18 protein-coding genes and 2 pseudogenes are annotated in these 16,394 nt (G+C 64.7%); 13 read left to right on the top strand and 7 right to left on the bottom strand.

What is annotated here, in order from left to right:
- Positions 1-442 precede the first annotated feature (442 nt).
- The 4 genes and pseudogenes from EAV90_RS07195 to ku form a co-directional block, all read right to left on the bottom strand.
- Positions 443-818: pseudogene (locus tag EAV90_RS07195) on the bottom strand (thymidine phosphorylase); the annotation flags it as partial.
- A gap of 164 nt (positions 819-982) precedes the next feature.
- Positions 983-1,147, bottom strand: a complete 165-nt coding sequence (locus EAV90_RS07200; RefSeq protein ID WP_122404114.1) for a Flp family type IVb pilin — start codon at positions 1,145-1,147, stop codon at positions 983-985.
- 283 nt (positions 1,148-1,430) lie between these two features.
- Entirely contained in the window at positions 1,431-1,667 is a 237-nt protein-coding gene (locus tag EAV90_RS07205; RefSeq protein WP_129142990.1) for a hypothetical protein, read from the bottom strand.
- Positions 1,668-1,725: 58 nt separating this feature from the next.
- A complete protein-coding gene (ku, locus tag EAV90_RS07210; RefSeq protein WP_129142991.1) occupies positions 1,726-2,709 on the bottom strand; it encodes a non-homologous end joining protein Ku in 984 nt (327 codons plus the stop codon).
- 231 nt (positions 2,710-2,940) lie between these two features.
- Between ku and EAV90_RS39335 the strand changes: the two genes are divergently transcribed.
- The 13 genes and pseudogenes from EAV90_RS39335 (at position 2,941) to EAV90_RS07270 (ending at position 15,249) form a co-directional block, all read left to right on the top strand.
- Positions 2,941-3,096, top strand: a complete 156-nt coding sequence (locus tag EAV90_RS39335; RefSeq protein ID WP_162832009.1) for a hypothetical protein — start codon at positions 2,941-2,943, stop codon at positions 3,094-3,096.
- A 213-nt stretch (positions 3,097-3,309) separates the two neighbouring features.
- The gene (locus EAV90_RS07215; RefSeq protein WP_129142992.1) at positions 3,310-3,984 is read left to right on the top strand and encodes a response regulator transcription factor; all 675 of its coding nucleotides are present in this window, start codon (positions 3,310-3,312) and stop codon (positions 3,982-3,984) included.
- Positions 3,985-4,078: 94 nt separating this feature from the next.
- Positions 4,079-5,455, top strand: coding sequence for a sensor histidine kinase (locus EAV90_RS07220; protein ID WP_122404111.1), 1,377 nt, complete (start codon positions 4,079-4,081; stop codon positions 5,453-5,455).
- Between the two features lie 163 nt (positions 5,456-5,618).
- Positions 5,619-7,019: a hypothetical protein gene (locus EAV90_RS07225; RefSeq protein WP_129142993.1), complete on the top strand. Its 1,401-nt coding sequence runs from the start codon at positions 5,619-5,621 to the stop codon at positions 7,017-7,019.
- A gap of 99 nt (positions 7,020-7,118) precedes the next feature.
- Entirely contained in the window at positions 7,119-7,388 is a 270-nt protein-coding gene (locus EAV90_RS07230) for a hypothetical protein (protein WP_162500360.1), read from the top strand.
- A 131-nt stretch (positions 7,389-7,519) separates the two neighbouring features.
- Positions 7,520-8,626, top strand: coding sequence for a c-type cytochrome biogenesis protein CcmI (gene ccmI / locus EAV90_RS07235; protein ID WP_129142994.1), 1,107 nt, complete (start codon positions 7,520-7,522; stop codon positions 8,624-8,626).
- 37 nt (positions 8,627-8,663) lie between these two features.
- Complete coding sequence (gene ccmE / locus EAV90_RS07240) at positions 8,664-9,173, top strand: cytochrome c maturation protein CcmE (RefSeq protein WP_129142995.1); 510 nt, start codon at positions 8,664-8,666, stop codon at positions 9,171-9,173.
- Positions 9,170-11,149 (top strand): heme lyase CcmF/NrfE family subunit, encoded by a 1,980-nt coding sequence (locus EAV90_RS07245; protein WP_122404108.1) that lies wholly within the window; start codon positions 9,170-9,172, stop codon positions 11,147-11,149. Before ccmE ends, EAV90_RS07245 begins: the two co-directional genes overlap by 4 nt.
- 4 nt (positions 11,150-11,153) lie before the next feature.
- Positions 11,154-11,636: a cytochrome c-type biogenesis protein gene (locus EAV90_RS07250; RefSeq protein ID WP_129142996.1), complete on the top strand. Its 483-nt coding sequence runs from the start codon at positions 11,154-11,156 to the stop codon at positions 11,634-11,636.
- 212 nt (positions 11,637-11,848) lie between these two features.
- A pseudogene (locus EAV90_RS07255) lies at positions 11,849-12,025 on the top strand (methyl-accepting chemotaxis protein); the annotation flags it as partial.
- 221 nt (positions 12,026-12,246) lie between these two features.
- Positions 12,247-13,824 carry a Do family serine endopeptidase gene (locus EAV90_RS07260; protein ID WP_129142997.1) on the top strand — a complete coding sequence of 526 codons (1,578 nt, stop codon included), beginning with the start codon at positions 12,247-12,249 and terminating at the stop codon, positions 13,822-13,824.
- 274 nt (positions 13,825-14,098) lie between these two features.
- Positions 14,099-14,779, top strand: coding sequence for a response regulator transcription factor (locus EAV90_RS07265; protein ID WP_122406751.1), 681 nt, complete (start codon positions 14,099-14,101; stop codon positions 14,777-14,779).
- A gap of 86 nt (positions 14,780-14,865) precedes the next feature.
- Positions 14,866-15,249, top strand: coding sequence for an ATP-dependent DNA ligase (locus tag EAV90_RS07270; RefSeq protein ID WP_129142998.1), 384 nt, complete (start codon positions 14,866-14,868; stop codon positions 15,247-15,249).
- A gap of 69 nt (positions 15,250-15,318) precedes the next feature.
- On the opposite strand, the gene EAV90_RS07275 is transcribed toward EAV90_RS07270, so the two are convergent.
- From EAV90_RS07275 to EAV90_RS07285, 3 genes are all read right to left on the bottom strand, one after another.
- Positions 15,319-15,555: a hypothetical protein gene (locus tag EAV90_RS07275; protein ID WP_129142999.1), complete on the bottom strand. Its 237-nt coding sequence runs from the start codon at positions 15,553-15,555 to the stop codon at positions 15,319-15,321.
- A 174-nt stretch (positions 15,556-15,729) separates the two neighbouring features.
- Positions 15,730-15,972, bottom strand: coding sequence for a hypothetical protein (locus EAV90_RS07280; protein ID WP_129143000.1), 243 nt, complete (start codon positions 15,970-15,972; stop codon positions 15,730-15,732).
- Positions 15,965-16,330: a hypothetical protein gene (locus EAV90_RS07285; RefSeq protein ID WP_129143001.1), complete on the bottom strand. Its 366-nt coding sequence runs from the start codon at positions 16,328-16,330 to the stop codon at positions 15,965-15,967. The genes EAV90_RS07280 and EAV90_RS07285 overlap by 8 nt, the downstream gene beginning before the upstream one ends.
- Positions 16,331-16,394 lie beyond the last annotated feature (64 nt).

Below are 16,394 nucleotides of genomic sequence, written 5' to 3' on the forward strand. Positions count from 1 at the left end.
GTGACCCCACTTGTGCCCAGATTGGGTTTGGAGCCCTTTGCTGTGCGCGCCCTCACGGGCGGCGCCACCTGCTTTGGGGTGTCATTGTCGTCGAGGGTCCCTACGCTGAAGCCATCGTAGTCGGCGGCTGCATTTGGCGTCGTCGGAAACCCGCCGATCACCGGTGTCGAAGCCTCTCTGCCTGACGTCGCCGGCGGAACTCTGGAATGTGTGGCGCTTGCGCCTGGCGGTGATGCGGGCGGAGCAAGGGAAACCGGCGGCGTGACCGTAGTCTGTCCTCTGGCGCTGTCGTGCGGCCAGGCGACAAACATGAGGCCGAGAGCCAAGAGCATCACGTTTCTCATCCGCATCCTTAGCAGCGTTGGTTGATCGATTGACAGCATGGCTCGTCGAGCCCGCTCCGCTGAAGAATATCAGCACTCAGAGGACCGTCAAAGCGCCGCAGCCTGGGGCACAGGCGGATGCCGGCGCCCTTCTCGAGCGATGCGCCGGCGATGCGGGCGAGACGGTTCAGACGCAGGCAGTCGATTGCGGATCATGTGCCGCCCTGACGTTGAAACTGAGCGGTCCCAGCTCGTTGCTGCAGGTCGAGGGCCCCTGGGCGTCGATGATCTTCTGCATCTGCTTCAGCGCCGCGCCGCTGTCGAGCAGGTCTCGCGCCCGGGCATGGCCGGCGCCGCCCTATCGTTGCCGAGCACTGCCATGACGTCGTTGGCCTCGAGGATCGGCCCGATGCCGTCGCCGATCGGCTGGCTTCCGTCGGCTATGATCACCGCGACCGCGCGGCCGAAGCGGTCGCCGACGAATTCGAACAGCTTAAGTTGGGAGTGCGGGAAGGTCTGGATGCATGGACAGGCCGGCAGGAGGGAGTCGGGCCTCCATGCTTAGACCTCGCCGTCCTGATGCTGTTGACCCAGATCATGGCCGTCGGCCGGCGGACATGGCGAGCGCGGCGCGTCGTTAGGCGGGACTGGGCCAGCCGCTATTTGATAGCCGAGTTGACCAGGTTGAACTTGCTGTTCAATAGCGCGCCGCCGGTGTTGTTCACGGCGACCACGATTGCCAGTGCGATCCCGGCGGCGATCAGACTGTACTCGATGGCGGTGGCGCCATTCTCATCTGCAAGGAAAGACCTGAGCAAACGCATTGCCAACTCCTGTTCATCCGATCGAACGGATGGCCGCCTCGTCAGCGAACTCGCAAATAGATCGAGTAAGTCGTGTGCGCACCAAAAGAATTAAATCCCGGGCAATCGCACCTCCGCTCATACGACGGCATTCATTAAATTAAGGTTCCGTCGATCCGTCCAAGTGGATTGATATCGGCAAGCGGCCGCACGGCTGCGCCGGCGCAGTGTCCACATAATCGTGCCCCTTAACCGATTTTTGACCCTGTTCGTCAATGCGTCGGCAAGCATACTCGGATCGCTCTCATCCGCGCGAGGCGTCCGCATTCAGCGCCCGCAACATGGCGATGCGGGCGAACATCAGCCAGGCGCCACCGGTCTCGGCCGCATTGATCAACGTCTCGATCGCGGTCTGCCAGTGCGCCTCGTGCTGGACGTCGTCGGGCAGCTGCATGATGTAGTCCGCAGCATCTTGCAGCGTGAGCAGTTTGCGCTTGTTGCTCACGCGAACGGGATCGTCGAACGCCGTCGACCAGGGCATGTCAGGCCGCCCGATCGGCGAGGAGAGACATCACGGCGCGATCGTGGGTGTGATGCTGCTAGCCGGCCTTCTTTGCCCGCGCCGGAGCCCGCACCGGCTTGTCGGCCTTCTTCGTGGCCTCCTTGGGCGCGGTCTTTGCCGCGGCGTCCTTGCCGCCCTTGCCTGATATCGGAAGCAGCATCTCGCGCTGGCCCTCGACGCGCTTCTTCGGCTTCTTGCCCTTGGCGGTCTCCTTAACGACCTTCGCAGCAGGGGGAGCCTCCTTCTCGCTCGCGAGGCTCTTCTTCAGCGCATCCATCAGGTTGATGACGTTGCCGCCCGTCTTCGGTGCGGCCTTCGCGGTAATCGGCATGCCGCTGCGCTTCTTGTTGATGAGATCTATCAGCGCGGTCTCGTAGTGATCCTCGAACAATTCGGGCTCGAACGCGCCGGACTTCTTCTCGACGATGTGTTTTGCAAGGTCGAGCATGTCCTTCGTCAGCTTCACGTCCTGGATGTCGTCGAAATATTCCTTTTCGCTGCGGACCTCGTAGGGGCAGCGCAGCAGCGTGCCCATCAGCCCGCTCTCGAGCGGCTCCAGCGCGATGATGTGCTCGCGGTTGGTCAACACCACGCGGCCGATCGCGACCTTGTCCATGCTGCGGATGGTCTCGCGGATCACCGCATAAGCGTCGTGGCCGACCTTGCCATCGGGTACGAGATAATAGGGGCGGATCAGGTAGCGGTTGTCGATGTCGGTCTTGGGCACGAACTCGTCGATCTCGATCGTGTGCGTGGAGTCCAGCGCGATCTCGTCGAGCTCGTCCTTGGTGACCTCGATATAGGTATCGGTGTCGATCTTGTAGCCCTTGACGATGTCCTCGGAGGTCACCTCGTCGCCGGTCTCGGCGTCGACCTTGAGGTACTTGATGCGGTGGCCGGTCTTGCGATTGATCTGGTTGAACGAGACCTTCTCGGTATCCGAAGTGGCCGGATAGAGCGCGACCGGGCAGGTCACGAGCGACAGACGCAAAAAACCCTTCCAATTGGCGCGGGGGGCCATGGGCTACTCCAGACGCAACAGAGGACAAGTCCTGAGGATAACATCGCCCAGGTGCGAATCATAGCAAGCGCCGGCGCGGAATCTCGCAACGGCGTTAACCGCCGCCTGCGCCATGTTGCCGGTTGGGCCCATGGTCCGGAACATCGCCCGAGATCGCGCGTTGCTCCCCGGCAATTCGACGCCGCGAGGGAGCGCGGCAAACCGGCGCGACAGCCACAGATTGAGGTCACCATGGCTACCACGCGAGAGCAGAACCGGATCGTGGAAACTCCGACCGAGGCGCGCCAGGGCGAACCCGGGCCTTCGGTGGCGGCGCTTCTCGCCATCTCGACGGGACTTGCGATCCTGATCCTTGCCGTCGTCTGGTTCGTGTTCTTCAGAACCTGACGGCCCGAACCGGCCGGCTCGCCGCGTCACGCGGCCATTGCGCCCGCCATGCCGTCGGCTCGCCCGGCTGCGCGGCGGGCGCACTCGCGTCAGTGCATGAGAAATCGTATATGACCAAAAAGTAACGCGGCCGGTTCCCGGCGTTCATATTCAGTTCACGCCGGAATTGCTCATCTGGAGCGGTGTTCGTGCGGTCTATTTCTGGAGAGAAGCGTGCGCCTGCTCGTTGTCGAGGACGACCCCGATCTCAATCGCCAGCTCACCAAGGCGCTGACCGACGCCGGCTATGTCGTCGATCGGGCCTTCGACGGGGAGGAGGGGCACTATCTCGGCGACAACGAGCCGTATGACGCCGTGGTGCTCGATATCGGCCTGCCGAAGAAGGACGGCATCTCGGTGCTGGAGGCCTGGCGCCGCAACGGCCGCACCATGCCGGTCCTGATCCTCACCGCACGCGACCGCTGGAGCGACAAGGTGCAGGGCTTCGACGCCGGCGCCGACGACTACGTCGCAAAGCCGTTCCACCTGGAGGAGGTGCTGGCGCGGATCCGCGCGCTGCTGCGCCGCTCCACCGGCCATGCCCAGAGCGAGCTGAGCTGCGGTCCGGTCACGCTCGATACCCGAACCGGACGAGTCAGCGTGTCGGGCAATCCCGTCAAGATGACGTCGCACGAATATCGGCTTCTGGCCTACCTGATGCACCATTCCGGCCGCGTCGTTTCCCGGACCGAGCTGGTCGAGCATCTCTACGACCAGGACTTCGATCGCGACTCCAACACCATCGAGGTCTTTGTCGGACGCATCCGCAAGAAGCTCGACGTCGATATCATCCAGACCGTCCGCGGCCTCGGCTATCTCCTGACCCCGCCGCCTGCGTCCGGCGCCTGAGGCGTTCTCGGGCTTGACGGCAGGCCGAACAGGGCCCTTGGTCCGGTCATGACGTCCGACGACCTGACTTCCAGCCCCTGCCGGGACCGTTCCGATGGCCGCTAGCTCCCTTGCGAACCGACTGTTCTTGTCGGCGACCGCTTGGCTCGTGGTGATCCTGGCCATCACCGGCGTGGTGCTGTCGTCGGTCTACAAGAACGCCACCGAGCGCGCCTTCGACCGTCGGCTCAATCTCTATCTGCGCACCTTGATCGCCGAAGTCGCGACCCCGGACGAACCGCCGGACCGTCAGTTCCAGTCGCTTGGCGAGCCCCTGTTCGAGCTGCCGTTGTCCGGCTGGTACTGGCAGATCACCCGGACCGACACCGAGAAGCCGGAGGTGCGCTCCTCGCGCTCGCTCTGGGACAAGAAGCTGCCGAAGCTGGAGGAGCAGGGCGCCGAGCTCACCGCCGCCGGCATCCGCCTCGCTTATGTCGACGGGCCCGAAGGGCAGAATCTGCGCATGGTGGAACGGCCGGTCGATCTCGGTGCCGACGGCAAATTTCTCGTCAGCGTCGCAGGGGACGACACCGAGATCTTCGATGAGACGCGAAGCTTCGACTACTATCTCGGCGGCACCTTCACCGCGCTCGGCATCGTGCTGCTGCTCACGACCGTATTCCAGGTCCGCTTCGGCCTTGCACCGCTCAAGCGCATTTCGGAATCGATCGCCGACATCCGCTCTGGGCGGGCCGAACGGCTCGAGGGGGAATTCCCGGTCGAGATCGCACCGCTGGCGCGCGAGACCAACGCGCTGATCGAGGCCAATCGCGAGATCGTCGAGCGCGCGCGCACCCATGTCGGCAATCTCGCCCATGCGATCAAGACGCCGCTCTCGGTTATCGTCAACGAGGCCGGCGCCCACCCGTCTGATCCATTCGCTACCAAGGTGATGGAGCAGGCGGACGTCATGCGCGACCAAGTTGCCCATCATCTGGAGCGTGCACGCATTGCGGCGCGGGTCTCGGTGGTCGCGACCGTGACGGAGGTGGCGCCCGCCATCGAGGCGCTGCGGAGGACCATGGAGAAGATCCATCGCGACCGCGGCGTCGTGGTCGAGGCCAAGGCCGACCCATCCGCGAAGTTCCGGGGCGAGCGGCAGGATCTCGAGGAGATGGTCGGCAATCTCGTCGACAATGCCTGCAAATGGGCGGCCTCGCGCGTCTTCATCGAGGTTCTGGTCGAGACGCCGCACCAGGCCGGCGCCGGGCCGCGTTTGCGGATCATCGTCGATGACGACGGCCGCGGTCTGTCGGAAGCGGAGCGCGCCCAGGTCGCCCGGCGCGGCCAGCGGCTGGACGAGTCCAAGCCCGGATCGGGCCTCGGCCTCTCGATCGTGACCGATCTCGCCGCGCTCTATGGCGGCGGCCTCTCCCTTGGCGCTGCGCCGATCGGGGGCTTGCGGGCGGTGCTGGTCCTGCCCGGAATATAGTCCTTTGTTCCAATGGGAGTTTTCGGCTCGGGCGCGCCCGATCCGCAAAGCCCATGAAGGCATTGGGGCGAACGTCCTCAACGGCTTCTTAAGGCGCGGCCTCCTATGATTGCGCCCGGACGCATCCCGTTGTCCGCCATTTTACCGTGCATTACCCGGGCGCATGAGCCAGACATCGATCGAGCGGCTGAGGGAATATCTCGCGCAGCTCCCGCCGCAGTCGCAGGCGCTGCTGATGCGGGAGTTCGAGCGCGCCCTCGAGCGCGGCCAGGACACGGCGGTGGCAACCCTCGTGCTCGAGCAGCTGCGCAAGATCGTGCGCAAGACGGAAGCCGAGGAAGCCCCGCCGCCACGGACGGACGATCTGTCGCGGCTGTTGTTCCAAGTGGTGGAACCCTTCCTGGTCGAGCCGGGGACGCCGATCCGGGTCGGCCAGATCCGCCGCTCCTCGCTGCAGCCGATCTGGCAATGGCTCGGCCGTGACGGCGCTTCAGACAAGGTGAGCGAATTCGAGGCGGCGCTCGCCCGTATGCCGCCTGACGGTGCCGGGCAAATCGAGGCGCTGGCGCACAAGCTCCAGGCGGTAGCCACGGACGCGATCATGGAGCTGACGGGGCCGGGCGGCGGCGACAAGTCGCGGGCGCTCGCCCGTGTCGGTCCCCCCAACGTGATCGAGGATCTCTATTCGATCGGTGCGGTGCTCCAGGTCCGGGACGCCATCGCGACGCTCAACGAGAAGCTGCCGCGCACCTTGCGGACCTTCGGCGATTCCCAGATCGCCTCGGTGACTTCGGCGCTCAACATTCCGGTGCTCCAGACGCCGCAGATGCTGCCTTTCGCCTTATCGGTCGTCGTGCAGCGGATGACCGCGCCGTGGCAGATCATCCGCCTTGCCATCAAGATTGCCGCGTCGGACGACGAGATCCGCGTCGCGGCGACACCTTACGGCGTCGCCGTCACGATCGCCCTGCACGATCTGTCCTGCATTGCCGCGATCCTGCGCACGGACATCAAGCGCGGCCATTTCGACAATGTCGCCGCCAATCTCAAGACGCTGCACGACGGCGTGCGCGGCCTGCGCACCGAGCTCGACCTGCGCAACGATTCCGCCTGGGGCAAGCAGCTGACCTCGATCCGGGCCGACATCTCCAATGCGCTGCAATCCGAGATCGACAGCGTTCCCGGGCGCGTTCGCCGCATCCTGCGCCAGCGCCCCGAGAAGGACATTCCGCCGGGCGCGCGGATCGACGGCACCGAGGTCGAGGAAACCGTGGCGCTGATCGATTTCGTCGCGACCTGCCGCAACTATGCGAGCGAGCTTGCGATCAACGAGGTGACGCTGCGCACCTATTCCGACCTCCAGCAATATGTGGAACGATCGACCGAGCAGCTGGTGCAGTCATTGCGCGCCGCCGATCACAAGGTCCGCGCCTATCGGCAGCAGCAGGTGCAGGCCGCGATTCGCTTCTGCCAAGTGCTGTTCGGAGACGATTACGCCTCGTTGATGAGCCGCGCGGCAGAAAACGCGCTCACAGGCGAGCGCAAATCGTCGCGCGCAGGCTGACCAGGTGCATACCTTCGCAATCACAATTTATGATTGACGGTGCCGTTGGCGCGCCGTACGGTCCCCGTGCAAGTCTGGGGAATTTCTATTTGTGGGCGCATGAAACCCGTTATCAGCTCCATCGAAATTGAGAACCGCGTTGTCGTGGCCAAATATCAAAGGCTCATGGTTGGGGCCAAGGTGGTGCTGGTCGAGAAGGCAAGCGATCGGCAGCTGCCTGAGACAATCACGAGGGTTGCATCTCGGGTTCCCGTCGGAGCATTGCGCATCAGATTGCCCGATGCAATCAAGCCGGGAACATACTTCCTGAAGGCCTTCAACGGGCACGGCGAGGACGCGGCGCAAAGTATCGACTTCGAGATCGGCTAAGCCGTTGGATTTTCACCGCTTCGGGACCGCATGCGGTCGCGCCGAATTGACAATTGTCAATTGCCGCCTCGTCCGGCCGTGGTGTAAAGCCACCTATGGGCGCGGTTCGTGCGCCGCCGGAAGCTTGCCAGATGACGCTATGGTTCGTGTTCGCGCTGATGACGGTCGCGGCGATTTTCGCCGTGCTCTGGCCGCTCGGCCGCACCAGCCGCGCGCAGGATCAGGGCAGCGAGGTTGCGGTCTACAAGGACCAGTTGGCCGAGATCGAGCGTGATCTCAGCGCAGGATTGATCTTGGCGCCGGAGGCCGAGGCCGCGCGTGTCGAGATCAGCCGCAGGCTGCTCGCGGCGGCTGCCAGCGAGCCCGCGACCGCGCCGACGTCGAGCCTCAAATGGCGCCGTGCGGCGGCCGTGCTGGCGTTCGCCGGCCTGCCGCTCGTTGCGGTCGGCGTCTATATGCCGCTCGGCTCACCCCGACTACAGGACTTTCCCCTCGCGCAGCGGGAGCGCGGGTCCGGCATGGCGCAGTCGCTCGAGAACCTCGTCGTGCAGGTCGAGCAGCATCTGGAGAAGAATCCGACCGAGGGGCGCGGCTGGAACGTGCTCGCGCCGGTTCTGAAGCGGCTGGGCCGCTTCGACGACGCCGTGCGCGCCTATCGCAACTCGCTCACCTACAATGGCGAGAGCGCAGAGCGCCGGTCCGATCTCGGTGAAGCGATCTCGGCTGCCGCCGGCGGCGTGGTGACCGTCGAGGCCAAGGCCGAATTCGAGCGAGCACGCGCGTTGAACGCCGACGATCCCAAGGCGAACTACTTCCTGGGCCTCGCCGCCGAGCAGGACGGCCGCAAGGACGATGCGGCCAATATGTGGCGCGCGCTGCTTGCGAAAGCGCCTGCGGATGCGCCGTGGCGTGCCCTGGTGCAGTCCTCGCTCGCGCGAGTCGGTGGCGGCGGCACGATGCCGGCCTTGTCCGACGAGACGATTGCTGCCTCCAAGGATATGGCCGAAGGCGATCGCAACGCGATGGTGCGCGGCATGGTCGATCGTCTGGCCACGCGGTTGAAGCAGAACGGTGATGATGTCGAGGGGTGGCTGCGTCTGGTGCGCGCCTATCTCGTGATGGGGGAGCGAGACAAGGCGATGGGCGCCTCGGCTGATGCCCGGCAGGCGGTTGCCGGCGACACCGAGCGGCTGCGCCAGCTCAACGAAGGCCTGAGGACTCTCGGGCTCGGCGGATGACGAATGCACGACGAGAGATGCGGAGAACGGATACGCCATGACGCGCAAGCAGCGACGTATGACCATCATCGGCGGCTCGCTCGCCGTGCTCGCGCTCGCGGCCGCGCTGGTGCTCAACGCGCTTCGCGACTCCATCGTGTTCTTCTCGACGCCGAGCATGGTCGCTGAGAAACATATCGAACCGGGCAAGCGGTTTCGCCTCGGCGGCTTGGTGCAGCCCGGCTCGCTCCAGCGCAGCGACAATCTCGCGGTGACGTTCGAGGTCGCCGACGGCAACGCCAAGCTGCCGGTCGCCTACAAGGGCATCCTGCCCGACCTGTTCCGCGAAGGGCAGGGCGTGGTCGCCGAAGGCGCGCTCGACGCCAATGGCGTGTTCAAGGCCGATACCGTGCTGGCCAAGCACGACGAGACCTACATGCCCAAGGACCTCGCCGATGCCCTGAAGAAGCAGGGGCACTGGAAGGACGATTACGGCCCCCAAGCTTCTGGTGCCGCCAAACCTGCGGCGACGACCGCGCAGGGCAATCCGCAGGGAGCGGTGCGGTGATCGCCGAATCCGGACATTACGCGCTGGTGCTGGCGCTGGGGCTCGCACTGATCCAGTCCATCGTGCCCCTGGTCGGCGCGCGCCTGCGCGATGCTGCCCTGATGAACGTGGCGCGCTCAACGGCGCTGGCGCAGCTCCTGTTCGTCGGTGTGTCGTTCGTTGCGCTCGTGATGCTGCACGTGAATTCGGATTTCTCCGTCGCCAACGTCTACGAGAACTCCCACTCGATGAAGCCGCTGCTCTACAAGATCACCGGCGTGTGGGGGAACCATGAAGGCTCGATGCTGCTGTGGGTGTCGATCCTCGCGCTGTTCGGCGGATTGGTCGCGAGCTTCGGCAACAATCTGCCGCTGTCGCTGCGCGCGCATGTGCTGGCCGTGCAGGCCTGGATCGCCAGCGCGTTCTATCTCTTCATCCTGATGACCTCGAATCCGTTCCTGCGCATCGTCAATCCGCCGATCGAGGGGCGCGATCTCAATCCCGTGCTCCAGGATATCGGCCTCGCCGTGCATCCGCCGATGCTCTATCTCGGCTATGTCGGTTTCTCGATCTCGTTCTCCTTCGCCGTCGCGGCATTGATGGAGGGCCGGATCGATGCGGCCTGGGCGCGCTGGGTGCGGCCCTGGACGCTGGTTGCCTGGATCTTCCTGACGCTCGGCATCGCCATGGGCTCGTACTGGGCCTATTACGAGCTCGGCTGGGGCGGCTGGTGGTTCTGGGATCCGGTCGAGAACGCCTCGCTGATGCCCTGGCTCGCCGGCACCGCGCTGCTGCATTCGGCACTGGTGATGGAGAAACGCAATGCGCTGAAGGTCTGGACCATCCTGCTCTCGATCCTGACCTTCTCGCTGTCGCTGCTCGGCACCTTCCTGGTTCGCTCGGGCGTCATCACCTCGGTGCACGCCTTCGCCACCGATCCGACCCGCGGCGTGTTCATTCTGCTGATCCTGTGCCTGTTCATCGGCGGCAGCCTGTCGCTGTTCGCGGGCCGCGCAACGTCGCTGAAGCAGGGCGGGCTGTTCGCGCCGATCTCGCGCGAGGGCGCGCTGGTGCTGAACAATTTGCTGCTCACAGTGGCTTGCGCGGTCGTGCTGTTCGGCACGCTCTATCCGCTGGCGATGGAGATGCTCGCCGATTTCAAGATGTCGGTCGGCGCACCCTTCTATAACCTCACCTTCGCGCCGCTGTTTGCCCTGTTGCTGCTCGCGGTGCCGTTCGGGCCGATGCTGGCGTGGAAGCGCGGCGATCTGCTGGGCGTGACGCAGCGTCTGCTCGCTGCAGGTGTTGCCGGGCTCGTCGTGGTTGCCATCACCTGGGCCTGGGTGCGGGGCGGCAGCGCGCTGGCGCCGCTCGCGATCGGGCTCGGCGTTTTCGTCATCGCCGGCGCCGTCACCGACCTCGTCGAACGGACTGGGCTGGTTCGTCTGCCGTTCGCAACGGTGCTGCACCGGGCGCGCGGCCTGCCGCGGTCAGCCTGGGGCACGGCATTTGCGCATGCCGGCCTCGGCGTCGCGCTGATCGGAATCGTCTGCGAGACCACCTGGAACAGCGAATATATCGCGACGATGAAGCCGAACGACGTCGCCCATGTCGCCGGCTATGACCTGAAGCTCGACGGGCTGTTCCAACGCCAGGGCCCGAACTACCGCGAGATGATCGCCGAGTTCAATGTCAGCCGCGAGGGCGAAGCCATCAGAGTCATGACGCCGTCCAAGCGCAGCTTCACCACCCGCGGCTCTTCGACCACCGAGGCCGCATTGCTGACGCGCGGCGCGAGCCAGCTCTACATTTCGCTCGGCGACGCCACGGAAGGCGCCATCGCCGTGCGCATCTATTACAAGCCGTTGGTCCTCCTGATCTGGTGGGGGCCGGTGCTGATGGCGTTTGGCGGCGTGCTCTCGCTCTCCGACCGCCGCCTGCGGGTCGGCGCGCCGAAGCCGGCGCGGGCCAAGCAGCGCCTCCAGCCGGCGGAGTGATCCGATGCGCCGGATGATGACCGCGCTCATCGCCTTGATGCTGCTGGCTTCACCAGCGGCCCACGCTGTCCAGCCCGACGAGATCATGTCGGACCCGGCCAAGGAATCGCGCGCGCGCGAGTTGTCGCGCGAGCTTCGCTGCATGGTCTGCCAGAACCAGTCGATCGACGATTCCGATGCGCCGCTGGCACGCGATTTGCGGCTTCTGGTGCGCGAGCGCATTGCGGCCGGCGACAGCAATTCGCAGGTGCTCGATTTCCTGGTGGCGCGCTACGGCGAGTTCGTGCTGCTGAAGCCGCGCTTCGAACGGCAGACCCTGCTGCTGTGGCTGCTCGGGCCGGCGCTGCTGATCGGCGGCGGCCTGGCGCTGTGGCTGCAAATCCGCCGGCGTTCGCGGAGTGGTGCCGACGTACCGGCCCCGCCGCTCACGCCTGAGGAAGAAGCGCGGCTTGCAGCATTGATGTCGGACGAAGCCAGGCCGTCGTAGCTGCGCAGTGATACGTAGGCCGGCCGTCGCCCGCGTGTTTCATCCTATGCTGACCTTCGTCTGGAAGCTTGTCGCGAGATTTGATTCCAGACTCTGAGTCCCCCGACGTTCGCGAAGAGCAATCTGACGATCCGCTTCCTGGTCGGCGTGTCGCTGCATTATTGTTCCTGCTGGGCATCGGCGGCGGCACCGGTTTCATCGCGGTGCTCTATGATGCCGCGCGCGGCACCCTCGACGTCTTCAACCGTATCGTCCAGATCACCTCGACCTTCGCGGAGACCGGCCGCATGGCCGCCGAGGCGCGGGATTCGGCGGTCGACCTGTCGCAGCAGGCCGAGACCTTGAAGCGCGAAGTCGACGCGTTCATCGTCAGCGTCAGGGCGAGCTGAGCGCCAAAAATCGCGCTTCCGCTTTGGTTACGGGAACTCGATTAAGTTCCTGTAAGACCACGATTTTTGGCCTGTGCTAAACTGCCGCATCTGTCTCGTCCCTTCATTACAAAAGTTTAACCCCGCCGCCAGCGCACGGTAAGGCGGGAATCCCCATCTTCAAGTCCGCAAGGTGCTGGGATCCGGCACCAAAAGGAATTCAAGGCCCTGGAGATTTCTGCATGACCGATCGTATCGACCTCTCGAACCTTCCGTCGTACCGGCCGCCGCGCCGGTCGGTGTTTTCCGCGCGCAAGCTGGCGCTGATGGCTTCGGTCGTCGCCGGTCTCGGCGCGGCCGTCTATGGCTTCAGCCCATCGACCTCGCCGGCCGACCTGTTCTCCAGCCCGGCGCATGCGCAGGTCAACAACGAGGTCCGAAAGGTCGAGCGTCCGATCGGTTTCGCCGACATTGTCGAGCGCGTGAAGCCGTCCGTGATCTCGGTGAAGGTCAACATCAAGGAGAAGACCGCGAGCAACGATGACGGTGATGATTCCTCCTCGCCGTTCCAGCCGGGCTCGCCGATGGAGCGCTTCTTCCGCCGCTTCGGCGGTCCCGATGGTTTTCCGGGCCTGAAGGGCGGCCGCGGCCGCGTCGTGCAGGGCCAGGGCTCCGGCTTCTTCATCTCCGCTGACGGCTATGCCGTCACCAACAACCATGTGGTCGACGGCGCCGACAAGGTCGAGGTCACCACCGATGACGGCAAGACCTACACCGCCAAGGTCATCGGCACCGACCAGCGCACCGACCTCGCTCTGATCAAGGTCGAGGGCAGCTCCAACTTCCCATTCGCCAAGCTTGCCGACGGCAAGCCGCGGATCGGCGACTGGGTGCTCGCGGTCGGCAATCCCTTCGGTCTCGGCGGCACCGTGACGGCGGGCATCGTTTCGGCCAGCGGCCGCGACCTCGGCAATGGTCCCTATGACGATTTCATCCAGATCGACGCGCCCGTGAACAAGGGCAACTCCGGCGGTCCGGCCTTCAACACCGATGGTGAAGTGATGGGCGTCAACACCGCGATCTACTCGCCCTCCGGCGGCAGCGTGGGCATCGCGTTCTCGATCCCCGCCAACACGGTGAAGAGCGTCGTCGCCCAGCTCAAGGAGAAGGGCTCGGTCAGCCGCGGCTGGATCGGCGTGCAGATCCAGCCCGTGACGTCCGATATCGCCGACAGCCTCGGCATGAAGAAGGCTGAGGGCGCCCTGGTGGCGGAGCCGCAGGCGAGCGGTCCGGCCGCCAAGGCCGGCATCGAGTCCGGCGACGTGATCACCGCGGTCAACGGCGAGACCGTCAAGGACGCCCGTGAGCTTGCCCGCACCATCGGTGGCATGGCGCCCGGCGCCTCCGTGAAGCTCAACGTGCTGCACAAGGGCCAGGATAAGGTCGTGAACCTCACCCTTGGCCAGTTGCCGAACGCGGTCGAGGCCAAGGCCGATACCGATAATGACAGCGGCAAGGGTGCCAGCAAGGGCACCGACGTGCCCAAGCTCGGCATGACCGTTGCGCCCGCAAATTCCGTTGCCGGCGCCGGCAAGGAAGGCGTCGTCGTCACCGAAGTCGATCCGAAGAGCGCCGCGGCCGAGCGCGGCTTCAAGGAAGGCGATGTGATTCTCGAAGTCGGTGGCAAGAGCGTTGCCACCGCGGGCGAGGTCCGCGACGCCATCAACGCGGCGCGGACCGACAACAAGAACAGCGTCCTGATGCGCGTGAAGAGCGGCGGCCAGTCGCGCTTCGTCGCCGTGCCCATCGCCAAGGGCTGAGCCTTCTGGAGGTCTACGAGATGAAGGGCATCGCCGGCATCAGTCGCCCCCGCCGCCGGTGCCCTTCGGGGAAGCAGCGCAACGTTTGCTTCCCTCATCTACCTTCCGGTGGAATTACGCCCCCCTCCGTCGGAAGGCCTAGGGCGGTGAGGTCCCCCCAGCTTCACCGCCCGCCTTTTTCCCGCTTCGAGACTCCCCCGCTCGGCTTGCATGCGATTGCCGCTCGCGCCATGTTTAGAGAAGGTTGACCTCCTTGACCGCCGCTGAACGCACGATGCGCCTCCTCATCATCGAAGACGACCGCGAATCCGCCGACTACCTCGCCAAGGCGTTTCGCGAAGTCGGACACATTGCCGACCACGCCGCTGACGGCGAGGAAGGCCTCGCCATGGCCGAGAACGGCGATTACGACGTGCTGGTGGTCGATCGCATGCTGCCCAAGCGCGACGGCCTGTCGCTGATCGGCGCACTGCGCGACAAGGGCAACACGACGCCGGTGCTGATTCTCTCAGCGCTCGGGCAGGTCGATGACCGCATCAAGGGCCTGCGTGCCGGCGGCGACGACTATCTGCCAAAGCCCTATTCCTTCGCCGAGCTGCTGGCCCGCGTCGAAGTGCTGTCGCGCCGTCGCGGCGGCCCGGCCGAAGAGACGCTTTATCGCGTCGGCGACCTCGAGCTCGACCGGCTGTCGCATCGCGTCGCCCGCGGCAAGGACGAGCTGACCCTGCAACCGCGCGAATTCCGCCTGCTCGAATATCTCATGAAGCATGCCGGCCAGGTGGTGACCCGCACCATGCTCTTGGAGAACGTCTGGGACTATCATTTCGATCCGCAGACCAACGTGATCGACGTGCACATCTCGCGGCTGCGCTCCAAGATCGACAAGGGCTTCGAGCGCCCGCTGCTGCACACGATCCGCGGCGCCGGATACATGATCCGTGACGGCATTAGATAAAACATAGTATTTTCAATAGGTTAGTATTATATCGGCTGTGGCGCTTACCGGCCGATTACCGGCGCAGACGCGCGCTCCCGATCGCCATGCCAGCCGCTTTCGAGTTTCTTCTCCCCACCGCTGCCAAGGACGTCCCCTCGGGTCCCGACTGGATCCACGAGGTGAAGTACGACGGGTACCGGCTTCGGGTGGAGCGGGACGGCGCGCGCGTCCGGCTCATCACGCGAGGGGGCCATGACTGGACCCGGCGCTTCCCCTGGATCGCGGAGGCTGCACTCAAGAACAGGATCACACGCTTCGTGGTCGATGGCGAGGCCGTCGTGCTCGGCGTCGACGGTGTGTCCGACTTCGACGCCCTGCACTCCCGCAAGTACGATGACGAGGTCCAGCTCTACGCCTTCGACTGCCTAGCGCTGGACGGCGACGACCTTCGGCGCTTGCCGCTGACCATGACAAGGAGGAAGCTCTAAAGCGAAGTGGGCTCACCTACTTGCTGCGACTAAAAACTTTTCATGCCGGAAAGGTGTGAGCCGCGGCGATCAGAACACGTTCGCGACATGCTCTAGCAGCTCTACCCACTCGCCGGGCTCGAACGTTACGAGACGGAAGTCGCCGGCCTTTGACCAACGGATTTCGAGCACCTTGTGGCCGATGTGCCGAATTTGGATCCGCGAAAACTCATCGAGCCGCGTCGGTCTGAATGGCGTCAGGAGCGAGCCGGACAGCCCTCGCTGCGCGAATTCGCGAAACTGCTTCTGCTCGCCTTCGACGGTCATGTTGCCGACGAGCTCCTCGAACCTCAGCACGTCAAACGCCAGCCGCCCGAGCTCTTTGGCTCGCTTCAATCTGGCTTGGCGGTCGCTCGCTCTCATGGGCGGGTCTCTCGGACGAGGAGCGGCGGCTCAGCGCCGCCGCTCCGGTTCGCTTGATCTCCTTTTCGCCTTACCGGCTCAGTCGGGGTGGCACCCCAGACGTTCCATCGCATAGGACATTCGGGCGAGCACAACGTTGAGCTCGGAGGTGGCGGCAATCTGGTCTTGCGCATCGAGCAGCCCGTCGAGCATGTCATCCAGAAGACCCGTCCGTTCCTCCCTCATGGCGACGATCGTCCGGTCAAGTTGCTCATCATCGAGATGATTGATGGCTCGGGCGAGCCGAAGCCATTGATCAATAGAGCGATCAGCCTCAGACATATGCCGCCTCCTTCCCGCCAGAGGAGGAGAGCTGGTGACGCAGGTGATGCTTCGCGGCGGGAACGGCGAGCGTCCAAGCGGCCGGGAGGTCGTCGCTGTGCTGATCGAGAAAGCATGCGGCGCGACGAAGTAGCCGAAGAACTCGCCGCTCCGCGACAAGACGAATTTGCGGGGCATGACTACCATCAACGATAGCGTTCATCTCCGAGAGCGCACAGGAAATCTGAAACATCACGCCGGTTATGCTTTCCGGCGTGAGCTCTTCCGCCTTGGCGACCAGCGCCGCCATGCGACGCCGGGTTAGTTCGTCATCGACCGAACGCCATTGTTCAGCGAGCTGGTTGTAACGATGTGTCAAGTTGCTGCACCGGGCAAAGTTGCATTTCATTCTCCTTCTGCGCGATTTGCGCAGCAAGAAGAGA

Source organism: Bradyrhizobium vignae (genome assembly GCF_004114425.1).
Classification (GTDB): Bacteria; Pseudomonadota; Alphaproteobacteria; order Rhizobiales; family Xanthobacteraceae; genus Bradyrhizobium; species Bradyrhizobium vignae.

Bases quoted from the DNA above. Each gene is read 5' to 3' on its own strand.
- EAV90_RS07200 (WP_122404114.1), bottom strand. From the start codon at position 1,147: ATGCGTTTGCTCAGGTCTTTCCTTGCAGATGAGAATGGCGCCACCGCC.
- EAV90_RS07205 (WP_129142990.1), bottom strand. From the start codon at position 1,667: ATGCCCTGGTCGACGGCGTTCGACGATCCCGTTCGCGTGAGCAACAAG.
- ku (WP_129142991.1), bottom strand. From the start codon at position 2,709: ATGGCCCCCCGCGCCAATTGGAAGGGTTTTTTGCGTCTGTCGCTCGTG.
- EAV90_RS39335 (WP_162832009.1), top strand. From the start codon at position 2,941: ATGGCTACCACGCGAGAGCAGAACCGGATCGTGGAAACTCCGACCGAG.
- EAV90_RS07220 (WP_122404111.1), top strand. From the start codon at position 4,079: ATGGCCGCTAGCTCCCTTGCGAACCGACTGTTCTTGTCGGCGACCGCT.
- EAV90_RS07225 (WP_129142993.1), top strand. From the start codon at position 5,619: ATGAGCCAGACATCGATCGAGCGGCTGAGGGAATATCTCGCGCAGCTC.
- EAV90_RS07230 (WP_162500360.1), top strand. From the start codon at position 7,119: ATGAAACCCGTTATCAGCTCCATCGAAATTGAGAACCGCGTTGTCGTG.
- ccmI (WP_129142994.1), top strand. From the start codon at position 7,520: ATGACGCTATGGTTCGTGTTCGCGCTGATGACGGTCGCGGCGATTTTC.
- ccmE (WP_129142995.1), top strand. From the start codon at position 8,664: ATGACGCGCAAGCAGCGACGTATGACCATCATCGGCGGCTCGCTCGCC.
- EAV90_RS07250 (WP_129142996.1), top strand. From the start codon at position 11,154: ATGCGCCGGATGATGACCGCGCTCATCGCCTTGATGCTGCTGGCTTCA.
- EAV90_RS07260 (WP_129142997.1), top strand. From the start codon at position 12,247: ATGACCGATCGTATCGACCTCTCGAACCTTCCGTCGTACCGGCCGCCG.
- EAV90_RS07265 (WP_122406751.1), top strand. From the start codon at position 14,099: ATGCGCCTCCTCATCATCGAAGACGACCGCGAATCCGCCGACTACCTC.
- EAV90_RS07270 (WP_129142998.1), top strand. From the start codon at position 14,866: ATGCCAGCCGCTTTCGAGTTTCTTCTCCCCACCGCTGCCAAGGACGTC.
- EAV90_RS07275 (WP_129142999.1), bottom strand. From the start codon at position 15,555: ATGACCGTCGAAGGCGAGCAGAAGCAGTTTCGCGAATTCGCGCAGCGA.
- EAV90_RS07280 (WP_129143000.1), bottom strand. From the start codon at position 15,972: ATGTCTGAGGCTGATCGCTCTATTGATCAATGGCTTCGGCTCGCCCGA.